This is a genomic window from Pseudomonas sp. AP19 (assembly GCF_001728855.1).
Taxonomy (GTDB): Bacteria; Pseudomonadota; Gammaproteobacteria; order Pseudomonadales; family Pseudomonadaceae; genus Aquipseudomonas; species Aquipseudomonas fluorescens.
Genome location: NZ_LXJP01000039.1, coordinates 52855 through 63983, shown reverse-complemented (window position 1 = coordinate 63983; position 11129 = coordinate 52855). Strand labels below are relative to the sequence as shown.

The 11129-nt window shown below is 62.1% G+C and carries 11 protein-coding genes; 2 read left to right on the top strand and 9 right to left on the bottom strand.

The window, feature by feature from the left end; genetic code table 11:
* Window positions 1–110 precede the first annotated feature (110 nt).
* Entirely contained in the window at window positions 111–476 is a 366-nt protein-coding gene (locus A7D21_RS23585) for a helix-turn-helix domain-containing protein (protein ID WP_053255495.1), read from the bottom strand.
* 81 nt (window positions 477–557) lie between these two features.
* Here A7D21_RS23585 and A7D21_RS23580 point away from each other — a divergent pair, with 81 nt between their 5' ends.
* Window positions 558–797, top strand: coding sequence for a DNA-binding protein (locus A7D21_RS23580; protein ID WP_053255494.1), 240 nt, complete (start codon window positions 558–560; stop codon window positions 795–797).
* Between the two features lie 35 nt (window positions 798–832).
* On the opposite strand, the gene A7D21_RS23575 is transcribed toward A7D21_RS23580, so the two are convergent.
* The gene (locus A7D21_RS23575; RefSeq protein WP_053255493.1) at window positions 833–1279 is read right to left on the bottom strand and encodes a GNAT family N-acetyltransferase; all 447 of its coding nucleotides are present in this window, start codon (window positions 1277–1279) and stop codon (window positions 833–835) included.
* Window positions 1280–2029, bottom strand: a complete 750-nt coding sequence (locus A7D21_RS23570; protein WP_069552814.1) for a carbon-nitrogen hydrolase family protein — start codon at window positions 2027–2029, stop codon at window positions 1280–1282.
* 619 nt (window positions 2030–2648) lie between these two features.
* Here A7D21_RS23570 and A7D21_RS23565 point away from each other — a divergent pair.
* Entirely contained in the window at window positions 2649–3728 is a 1080-nt protein-coding gene (locus A7D21_RS23565; protein WP_069552813.1) for a 3-deoxy-7-phosphoheptulonate synthase, read from the top strand.
* A gap of 61 nt (window positions 3729–3789) precedes the next feature.
* On the opposite strand, the gene A7D21_RS23560 is transcribed toward A7D21_RS23565, so the two are convergent.
* The 6 genes from A7D21_RS23560 to A7D21_RS23535 form a co-directional block, all read right to left on the bottom strand.
* Window positions 3790–4491 (bottom strand): NAD(P)H-dependent oxidoreductase, encoded by a 702-nt coding sequence (locus A7D21_RS23560; protein ID WP_053255490.1) that lies wholly within the window; start codon window positions 4489–4491, stop codon window positions 3790–3792.
* 119 nt (window positions 4492–4610) lie between these two features.
* Window positions 4611–6218, bottom strand: coding sequence for a 5-guanidino-2-oxopentanoate decarboxylase (locus A7D21_RS23555; protein ID WP_069552812.1), 1608 nt, complete (start codon window positions 6216–6218; stop codon window positions 4611–4613).
* Window positions 6208–8316, bottom strand: a complete 2109-nt coding sequence (locus tag A7D21_RS23550; protein ID WP_053255488.1) for an acetate--CoA ligase family protein — start codon at window positions 8314–8316, stop codon at window positions 6208–6210. The genes A7D21_RS23555 and A7D21_RS23550 overlap by 11 nt, the downstream gene beginning before the upstream one ends.
* 18 nt (window positions 8317–8334) lie before the next feature.
* On the bottom strand, window positions 8335–9495 hold the full coding sequence (locus A7D21_RS23545) for an acyl-CoA dehydrogenase family protein (protein ID WP_053255487.1): 1161 nt from the start codon (window positions 9493–9495) through the stop codon (window positions 8335–8337).
* Between the two features lie 27 nt (window positions 9496–9522).
* Window positions 9523–10314 carry an enoyl-CoA hydratase/isomerase family protein gene (locus A7D21_RS23540; protein WP_053255486.1) on the bottom strand — a complete coding sequence of 264 codons (792 nt, stop codon included), beginning with the start codon at window positions 10312–10314 and terminating at the stop codon, window positions 9523–9525.
* A 148-nt stretch (window positions 10315–10462) separates the two neighbouring features.
* Window positions 10463–11101 (bottom strand): TetR family transcriptional regulator C-terminal domain-containing protein, encoded by a 639-nt coding sequence (locus A7D21_RS23535; protein ID WP_053255485.1) that lies wholly within the window; start codon window positions 11099–11101, stop codon window positions 10463–10465.
* Window positions 11102–11129: the final 28 nt, after the last annotated feature.

Genomic DNA, 11129 nt, shown 5'->3' with positions numbered 1-11129 from the left:
TTAGCAAAAAACCAAGGCGCAGACCTAGCCGCAAGCGTCATATATATTGAGTTTGCGCAGGATAGAGGCTTCTACCGAGCGACACGCCGCAGATTATGCTGAGCAAAAGGTCAGGTTTGCTCAAACATCGGCTTGAGTTTTCCGTTCTTTGCCGCTGAATGTTCCGCCAACGTGGTGGTCAATCGACGGATAGCATCCTGATCCTCCTTGAACATGGCTCGGTAGTTTTCAAGGATCTTTTCTTCAAGCTGACTAAGGTTTTCCAATTGGATGGGCGTCGGACTCCCCGTCAGCACATATAAAAGATCCACCCCACGCTCGGCCACGCGTGACAAATAGTCAGCCTTGGGCGCGCGGCCACCGCTCTCGTACTTGCCTTGGGCGTTAGCTTCAACGCCGCCTATTTCACCAAAAATCTTCTGTGACAGGCCAAGACGTTCTCTCTCCTGCCTTAAGCGCGAACCGATTCCACTCATTTGGATGTATGATCCTTTATGGCACACCCCTAGAGGTGACACACTCATCTCGTTTTACACAAACTTGAACGGTTTTGAACTATGCCCGGTATTCGCACTGCTGCACAAGCCAAGGCTTGGTTGGAACATCAAGGAAAGTCAGTTCAAGCGTTCGCTCGTGAGCACGGCGTCGATCCAGCCACGACGTATCAAGTGCTCGCTGGGCGTAAAAAGGGACGGCGTGGGGAAGCCCATAAGGTGGCGGTCCTGCTGGGCATGAAAGAAGGGATTATCGTGGACGAACCTGTTGCTCCACACAGCGAGACACAAGCTCTTTCCTGATAGCAGTATGCGCTTATTCGTACAGCGTACCTGTTTTAGTCAGCTTGGATTACGTGGCACTCGCGCTCCATGCACCAGAAGCAATCTTCTTCCCCGACGATACTCAACCCCTGGCGCTGATACAGCCTTCTCGCCGGGTTGGTCTTGAACACGGTCAAGCGTAAAAGACCCAACCCCTGCGCACGCGCCTTGAGCACCATTTGCTCCAACACCCAGCTGCCTGCGCCTTGCTGGCGGCAGCGCTCGAGCATGTGCAATTCGCGGATATACAGCGCCCTGTGATCGCGATTGACGCTGATAAACCCCATCACGCTGTCATCATTGCAGATCAGCCAGTTTTCACGCGCTGCCCAGGCAACGTCAAAGCCGCTGTCAGACCACAGCAACCCGTACTGCTGGTAGTAGCGGTTCATGGCGTCATGGGTCAGCGTTCGCGCAAACGGTAGGTCGTGGCGGGTGGCAGCGCGCAGGTGAAAGGCCATTTAGAGCGCTTCCACATGCCCGGCCCAGTGCTCGCCATCGCGGCGGGCAATCACCAGCGCGTCGCCAATACCCGGCGCGGCAGCAAGCAGGCTGCCGTCGGCTGACCAGATGGCGCTGCGACCCGCGCAAGCCCAGCCACCGGATGGGCCACCGTGATTGGCCATCAGCACCAGCATCCGATGCTCGGCGGCGTAACCCTGCAAAAGCGCACTGTCCGTCGCGTAGCCGCCTTCACTGATCAGCACACCGGCGGCGTACACATTGGCGCCGGCTTCAGCCGCCTGACGCGGATGGCTGGCGTGGGAAAAGTCCGCACACACTGCCAGCGCAATGCGCTCATCCCCCCACTCGAGGGCTGCACCGCCCTGCCCCGCGACAAACGCCACCTCTTCGCCAGGATGCAAATGCTGTTTGGTGTAGACCGCCAGCGAACCATCCGCGCCCAACACCAGTGCGCCGATCAGCACGCCTGCCCCGGGTGCCACACGTATCGGCATCCCCACCACCGCCGTCAACCGCAACGCTTGCGCCCTCTCACGCAGCGGCTCAAGCAGTGCATCCTCGGGGGCAATCGCCAAACCGGCCGCCAGCGCCGGCTCGTAGCCGGTCAACGACAACTCTGGAAACACCAATAACTGCACGCCTCGCGCCGCCGCCGTTTGCATAAACGCCAGGTGCCGACGGATATTGGCCGGCACATCACCCGCGATGGAGGTGGTTTGCGCAGCAGCAAGGGTGAAGGCAGTCATGGTCGCGTCCCAGCAATAGATATCAAAGTGTAAGCAGCATATCGGCACTCACCCCATAGCCGTAAGTCCCTCACGCGATAGAAATTACTGATTGAATCCTGCCATGCGCCTCTAGTAAGCTCCCCCCATCATTTGGAGAAACACCATGTTGCAACTCACCCACTCTCAGGTTTGCCCTGCTGCCAGCGCCCAGCGCTCGGTATCGGCTACCCGTGGGAACGGTTTGAGCGCACTGGTCAGCTTTTATTTTGGGTATTGGTTTAGCCACTGGCGCGCCTGATACCTGAAATCGGCGCCCACTACTCAAGGGGTCGCCTACCAGAGAAATCTAACCCCCGGTCGGCTCCCCGACCGGGGGTTTTGTTTTTTCAGCCCTTAATTATTTTGCGTCACACCGAACACTAAAAGGACTCACGACATGAACTACGCCACTTATTACCGCTACGACACTTCCACTGCATGGCGATTTAGCAAGCTCCGTTCGGGACAGCCTGCCGCCTCCGATCGGTCACCTATTGGTGGCAAGCCAACACACGCAGCCAATACGGCCAATTGTCGAACACCCCAGTAGGGCAGAGCGTGCGGGAACAGCCCGCCGCTTGCCCAGGAAGCCTTGAATATGAACTCCTCCATCGCCGCTCTGCCCGTCTCTGCCCTGACCAGCGCCAATGAAGCCCTGACCCAGCGCCTGCCCAGCGCGCTTGAGCTCAAGCATCAGTTGCCTCTGAGCCCGTTCCTCAATGAACAGATCCATGCCCATCGCCAAGCCGTGCGCGCCATTCTTGATGGCGAAGATTCACGCTTGCTGGTGATTGTCGGCCCGTGTTCAATCCACGACCCCGAATCGGCCATGGAATACGCGCGCAACCTGAAGAAGCTGGCACTTGAAGTCAGCGACCAGATGCTGCTGGTGATCCGTGCATACGTCGAAAAACCGCGCACCACCATCGGTTGGAAAGGCTTGGCCTACGACCCGCACCTGGATGGCAGCGACGACATGGCCGCCGGCCTCACGCTGTCGCGCCAACTGATGCGCGAAATGCTGCGCCTGGGCTTGCCGGTCGCCACCGAACTGCTGCAACCGATGGCCGCCGGCTACTTCGATGACCTGCTGAGTTGGGTCGCCATCGGCGCACGCACCACGGAATCACAGATCCACCGCGAAATGGCCAGCGGCCTGGGCATGCCGGTCGGTTTCAAGAACGGCACCGACGGCGGGGTTGCGATTGCCTGCGATGCAATGCGCTCGGCGTCGCACCCGCACCGCCACTTCGGCGTCGACAGCCAGGGCCACCCGGCGATCATCCAGACCCCGGGCAACCCCGACACCCATCTGGTACTGCGCGGCGGTCACCGTGGACCGAACTACGATGCGCACAGCGTGGCGCAGGTGAAGCACGACTTGGCCAAGACCAAGGTCGCGGCGCGGATCATGGTCGATTGCAGCCACGCCAACAGTGGCAAAGACCCACTGCGTCAACCGGCGGTGTTCAACGACGTGCTGGAACAGCGCCTGCAGGGTGACACCTCGCTGATCGGCATGATGCTCGAAAGTCACTTGTTCGAAGGTTGCCAGCCGTTGAGTGCATCGATGAAATACGGCGTGTCGGTGACTGATGGTTGCCTGGGCTGGAACAGTACCGAGCAGTTGTTGCGCAGTGCGGTCGAACGCCTTCGCGCACACAGCAACGCCGACTGACCGATGGGCAGCAAACGGAGGGCGCTGGCGTGCCTGCTCCCTCCGTTGCACCGTGAATGGCTCAACTGAGTGGGTACAGCGCCTCATCAAACTGGGCCAATGTCGGAAACACCAAGGGCTGCTCATCCAACAGCCCTTGCAGCCGCTGCTCATACCCCAGCAGAAAATCCCGCCGCGCCTCGTCACTGATATACGGCACATGCCACGCCACAAACGGCGCCAGCACCGTGTACCCGACATACGCCAACGTACCGCGCAGGATCGGGCGTAACATAGCCTCCAGCGGCCCGTGAATCGCACCCTCACCAAACATATGCTCGCGCCCGCCCAAGGTCACCGTGACCAGCGCACGCTTGCCCGCCAACCCGCCCTGATCATAGAACCGCTTACCGCCATAACACACACCGGACACCAGCACGCGGTCGACCCAGCCCTTGAGCATTGCAGGCATAGAGAACCAGAAGATCGGAAAATTAAGGATCAGCAGATCGGCCCACAGCACCTTGTCCAACTCGCTCTGGATATCCGCCGCGATCGACTGTTTTTTTACCCCCAGACGTTGCTCCAGGGCATACACCAGATACTCGGGATGCTCGCGCGTTGAAAAGTCAGCTGCCGACGCCACCGGGTTCCACTGCATGGCATACAAGTCGCTGACCTGCACCTCATGCCCCAGGCCTTGCAGCGTGCTCACGCCCTGGTCGCGCAACGCCGCGGTAAAGGACTGTGGCTCAGGATGGGCGTGAACAATCAAAACCTTCATGTGAACTCCTAAACGATGTGCGCCGCCCGTTGGGCCAGCAAATGATCACGCCAGTCCGGGGCCATGTCCGATTCCGATGAACAGGGTTATTGTCACCCAGGGTCCGCCGCCCGAGCAGGTCAACAGGCACAGGCATGTCTCAGCTCGATCAAGGTCACGCCCTTGCGTTTGAAGCCGTTGCGCAAGTCCGTTTGCAATTCATCCAGGCTCTTGGGTTGGTACACGGCACAACCGAACGCCTGGGCAAACAGTACAAAATCCGGGTTGCGCGGCAGCACGCCGATAGGTTCGATAGCCAGGCTCAGCATGTCGTCGCGGATCTGGCCGAGGGCGTCGTTATTCCACAGCAGCACCACCAACGGGCTGTCCAGTTCCTCCACGGCGGTCGCCAGTTCCTGTGCGGTGTAGAGGAAACCGCCGTCCCCCACCAGCACCAGGCCCGGGCGCTGCGGCGCGCCAAACTTGGCGCCGATGCCGGCGGGCAAGCCATAGCCCAAGGTGCCGTAGCCGGTCGGGTGCAACCAGCTGCGCGGGGCGCGGCTCGGGTAGGCGTAGTTGCCGGTGTAGGCCAGTTGGGTCATGTCACTGCTGATGAACGCGTTGGCAGGCAGTTCGGCCTCGATGCGCTCGAAAATGGCTTGATGAATGGCCTGTAGCGGCCCGTGCCCAAGCGCTACCGCGTGGCGCAAGGTCGCGACCTTTTTGATCGACGCGTCAGCATCGCGCGGTGCAGGCGGTAAACCGGCGAGCAAGGCCAGCACTGTCTGGTGGGCATCACCGTGCAACGCCAGTGCGCAGGGGTAGAAATCATTGAATTTGCGCGGGTCGATATCCACCCGTAACAGCTCACCCTTGATTGGCAAACGCTCGCGCCAATAATCGGTGTCAGCCATTTCCGTGCCGACCGCCAACACCACATCGGCCTCGCTGATCAGTTGCCAGCCCGGTTCCACACACAGGGTGGCCCCGGCATTCAGCGGGTCGTTGACCGGCAGCAGCCCCTTCCCGGCAACACTGCTGAAAAACGGCGCCGCCAGAAGCGTACTCAAGCGCTGCAACGCCTCGCCTGCGGCCAACGCACCGCCGCCGGCAATGATCATCGGCCGCTTGGCTGCCGCGAGCGTGGCCACTGCCTGCTCCAGCACGTCGGCCGATGGCACGCCACGCCCTGGACGGCGGACCACGTGATTGCTCCAGTCCCATCTGATCGGTGCCGCCAACACATCCAACGGCACCGAAATATGCACCGGCCGTGGCCGCTCGCTGTCGAACACTGCGTAGGCACGGGCGATCAACTCGGGCAGATCCTCGGCACTCAATGCCACCGCCGAAAACGCGGTGATGGGAGCGGTGATCGCTCGCTGATCCTGGGTCTCGTGCAAGCTGCCCCAGCCTTTGCCGAGGCTCGCGGTGGCGTTGACGCTGGAGATCACCAGCATCGCAATGGAATCGGCATAGGCCTGGCCGATGGCGGTGGCGGCATTGGTAACGCCGGGCCCGGTGATGACAAAACACACGCCCGGCTTGCCGCTGACGCGCGCATAGCCGTCGGCCATGAACCCGGCGCCCTGCTCGTGGCGCGTGAGCACGTGGCGAATGCCACTGCCGGGCAGGCCGCGATACAGCTCCAAGGTGTGCACACCGGGAATGCCGAACACCGTGTCGACGCCATAGTTGGCCAACAACCGCACCAGAGCCTGGCCGCCGGTCAGCGTTTTATCGTGCATAGCCATCTCCTAGGCGAATCAATGCGTCGACCGCCGTGGCGCCCCGGGCATTGACCAGCAATGGGTTCACATCGAGTTCCAGCAACTGTTCGGCGTTGGCACAGGCGTAGTCGGCCACGGCGCGAATGGCCGCGACCAACGCACCCATATCCGCCACTTCCCGCCCGCGAAAACCGTGCAGCAACGTGGCGCTGCGCAGGCTGAGCAACGCGTGGCGAATCGCATCGTCAGTGGTGGGCAGCAACAGGCTGCGGCTGTCCTTGAGCAGTTCCACCAGGATGCCACCGGCGCCAATCACCAGGGCCAGGCCGAAGTCGTTTTCACGTTTGATGCCCACGATCAACTCAGCCAAGGGCTGGGCGGCCATGGGCTCCAGTAGCAGTCGATCGAAGGCGACGCCGGGTGCATACGCGGCGATTTGCGCGCTCATCTGCGCGATGGCAGCCTTTAAAGCGGCGGCGTCTGGCAGGTTGAGCGCCACCGCCCCGGCTTCGGTTTTATGCGGTAACTCGGCGCTGACCGCCTTAAGTACCAACGGGTAGCCCAACAGGTGTGCATCAGCCATCGCGCGTTCCGGCGTACTCAACACACCCAGTGGAGTGGGTAAGCCAAATGCGCGCAACGCCTGTTTGGACGCCCACTCATCCAGGGTCACACCACGGCCGGCCAGAGCCCGAGGGCACAGTGGTTCGAGGATCGATTCGCCCCGCTCAAGCAAGACGCGCCGATGGTGTTGGTAGTCGGCAATCCGCGCCCACGCCGCGAGCGCGTCTTCCACGCCCTGCAAGGCTGGAATGCCGTGGGCATGCAGGCGTTCACGGGCATGGACCGGCAACAGCTCGGGAAAAGCCGAGGTGACGAAACCGCGCTTGCCATGGCGGCTGAGCGCCGCGCAAAACAGCTCCAGCAGCAGGTCGCATTCCTGGCGCTCGCCGGTCAAGGCTGCCGGGTAATCCAGCACCAGCATGGCGGCATCAGTGTCGGTGCGCAGGGCCGTATCAAGCATGCGCTGCAGCGCTTCACGGTCGCCCCAGATGGCGGTGGTGAAATCCAATGGGTTGACCAGGTTCGCGTAACTGGGCAGCACCTGCGCCAGTTCAGCGCGCTGGCCTGCGTCGAGTTTCGGCAGGGCCAGATGGTTGCGCTCGGCGTAATCGGCAATCAGCCCAGCGTCACCACCGGAACAAGCCAGCGCGATCAGGCGCTTGCCTGACGGCAGGTTGCCGCACGCTGCGGCCTTCAAGGTTTCGACAAAACTCACCGGCCCGCTCACGCGGATCACGCCCAGACGGGCAAACAAACTGTCGTACAGCGCATCGGAGCCGGACAGTGAACTGGTGTGACTTAACGCCAGCTCGGCGCCGATCTGCGAGACGCCGGTTTTCAGCGCGATGATCGGAATGCCTTGTTCCAGGGCTTTGTGCGCCGCGCGGGCAAACCCTGGCACATTCTTCAGGCCTTCCAGGTGCAGGCCGATCGCGGTAACGCGCGGTTCGTCGAGCAATACGTCCATCAATTCGGCCACGCCCAGTTGTGCCTGGTTGCCCACTGAAGCCATGTAGGCAACCGGCAACGAGCGGTCGCTCATCGACAGGTTGTAGGCGAAGTTGCCGCTCTGGGTCAGTATCGCGACGCCCTTCTCTACCGGCTTGCCGCCATGGGCCACCGGCCACAACGCCGAGCTGTGCAGGTAGTCCAACAGGCCGTAGCAGTTGGGGCCGAGCAAGGCCATGTCGCCTGCCGCGTTGAGCAACTGCTGTTGCAGAGCTGCACCGTCGGCGCCGGTTTCGGCAAAGCCTGAGGCGTAGCAAATCGCGCCGCCTGTGCCGATGGCGGCGAGCTCGGCGATGCAGGTCAATGTCAGCTCACGGTTAGTGGCGACAAACACCGCATCCGGGCCGCACGGCAAATCCGCCACGCGGCGCACACAAGGGATGCCGTCAAGGTGGTCATGGTGCGGGTTAACCAGCCACATTTGCCCGGTGAAACCGCCGTCGGCGCAACGCTTTAAGGCGCGAGCCATGCTGCGCCCGCCAACAAATGCCAGGTGCCGGGGCGCCAGCAGGCGCTTGAGGTTGTCGCCCATAGTCTGGGACATAAGCGTTCTCCGCGCCGATCAGCGCAACAGCGGCCGCAACAGTTCGCGCGCAATGATATGGCGCTGGATTTCCGAAGTGCCTTCCCAGATCCGTTCGATCCGTGCGTTGCGCCAGATGCGCTCCACCGGTCCTTCATCCATCAAGCCCATGCCGCCAAAAATCTGCACGGCTTCGTCGGCGACCTTGCCCAGGGTTTCGCTGGCAAACAATTTGGCCATGCCAGCCTCGCCGTCAGTCATGCTGCCCTGGTCCATCTTCCAGGCCGTGTGCAGGGTCAACAATTCCGCAGCGCGAATCTGCGTGGCCATGTCCGCCAGCTTGAAACTCACGCCTTGATAGGTGCCGATGGGCTGGCCGAACTGCTTGCGATCCGCCGCCCATTGCAGCGACACGTCCAGCGCCCGCTGAGCCTGGCCGACGCAATTGGCGGCGACCATCACGCGGCCGGCGGTGAGCCAGGCATTGGCGACATCCCAGCCCTTGCCCACGTCGCCGAGCACCTTGGACGCCGGTACGCGGCAGTCGTCGAAGAACATCTCATAGGTGTGATAGCCGCGGTTGCTCACGCACTTGGGGCCTCGGCGGATGGTCATGCCCGGGGTGCCTCGGTCGACCAGAAACGAGGTCACCTCGTTGCGTGGGCGGCCGTGGTATTCATAGGTGTCGGTCACGGCAAACACGATGGCGAAATCGGCGTGCCCGGCATGGCTGATAAAGTGCTTGCTGCCGTTGATCACAAAGTCGTCGCCGCTGCGCACGGCGCGGGTCTTGATCGCGTTGGCGTCAGAACCGGCACCCGGTTCGGTCAGCGCGAAGCAGTCGATCTTCTGGCCCTGCACGCAGGGCAACAAGTAGTCCTCAACCTGCGTGCCGGTGCAGGCCATCAGGATCTTGGACGGGCGCGCGACAAACACATGCAGCGCCCACGAGACCTTGGACAACTCTCGCTCGATCAGTGCCTGGGACAGGTAATCGAGGCCGCCGCCACCGACCGCTTCGGGCATGTTGAACGCATAGAAACCGGCAGCGATGGCCTTGTCACGAATCTGCGCGGCAAGCGCCGGCGAGACCTCATCGGCACGGTCCACCGCCACCTCATGAGGCAGCAACTCCTTGGTCACAAAACTGCGTACCGCATCCACCAACATGTCTTGTTCTTGGCTGAGTTGGAAATTCATCGCGCTACCTGCTCGGAGGTGTTGGGGTTATTGGCCGCAGAAATGTGCCGGGCGCTTTTCCATGGCCGCGCGCAAGGCTTCGCCACCGTCGACACTGCGCCCGCACAACAGGCCGGCAGCCAGTTCGGCCTGCAGTTGCTCGGGCAGGCTGCGACCTTCGCCTTCGCGGATCAGGGTCTTGGTCTGGGCGAAGGCGAAGGTCGGGCCGTTGGCCAGGCGCGTCGCCAACTCAGTGGTGTGCGCGTGGAGTTGATCGTCGGCGACCACCTCGCCGACGAGGCCGGCAGCCAGGGCACGGTCGGCGCTCCACAGTTCATCGAGGAACAGCAGGCGCTTGGCCTGTTCGCTGCCGATCAGGCGCGGCAAGTGCCAACTGGCACCGGCATCCGGCGAGTAAGCCATGCGGGTGTAGCCGGCCTTGAAGCGCGCCGACTGCGCGGCGATGCGCAGGTCGCAACACAAGGTGAGGTCCATGCCGGCGCCGACGGCGGTGCCGTTGATCGCAGCAAGGGTGGGTTTGTCGAGGGTGTGCAGGCGGGTCATCAGGGCGTGCGCGGTTTCGGTCCAGCCGTAGGTTTCCAGGGCGCCACGCGCTTGGGCTTCAGCCCATTCCGCCAGGTCGGCGCCGGCGCAGAAGCTGCGCCCGTTGCCGGTCAACACCACCGCACGCACAGCGGTGTCGGTATTGAGCGTATCGAGCAAGGCATGCAGATGCTTGAGGGTCGGAATGTCCAGTGCATTGTGCTGGGCCACCCGGTTGAGAGTGATCCAGGCAACGCCTGCTTGCACATGGCTGAGCACGGGCGAATCGGTCGTCATGGCTTCCTCGAATTATTTTAATTGGTTTGAGGGGTGCGACATGGCGAGATACTAAACGAGTGTTCAGCAAGGAGGCAATCGGCAAACTGCAAATATTTTCAAACGGGAAATACCGGCCTGGACCTTGCGTCCAGGCGGCGAGAAAGGCTCAGGCTTTGAGTGGGTAACGCAGGCGACCGCCGCCCTGCAAGCCATCGACCCAGGCTTCGCAGATCTGGATGCCCTGCTCCGGCGTAAAGGTGCCCGGGTTGAGCCCCGACTCCAACCACAACCCATCGAGCAAGGCGCTCAAGCCGATGGCGGCCAGGTCGGCGTCGAACTGCTCCCATCGCTCCTCCCTGGCCATGTCCGTCAGGGCCGAGCGCATGATGGTGCGGTACTCGCCATAGGAGTGTTCGTGGGCCAGGTTGATGGCAGGCGCGGTCTTGACCGCGCCCCAGAATACCAGCCAGGCATCCAGCAGTTGCGGGTCGAGCAGCTGCGGAGAAAACGAGCCACGAAACAACGCCGACAAGCGTTCCCGAGGTTGCGGGGGTGCCTTGGCCATGGTCTCGCGCAACAGGCTCATGACTTGGGCGGTGATCGTGCGATAGGCCTCGGCCACCAGTTCATCCTTGCCCGAATAGTGGTGGCTGATCAGCCCCACCGACACCCCGGCCTCGGCACTGATCTTGCGAATCGAGGCGCCCTGGAAACCGTCGCGCTTGAGGCACGTGAGCGTCGCCTGGACCAGATTGGCCTTGCGCAATTCCGGCTCCATTCGGGAGAAACGGGATTCCTGGGTCATAGGGCGATTTCCTGCGGTTGAGTCGGCT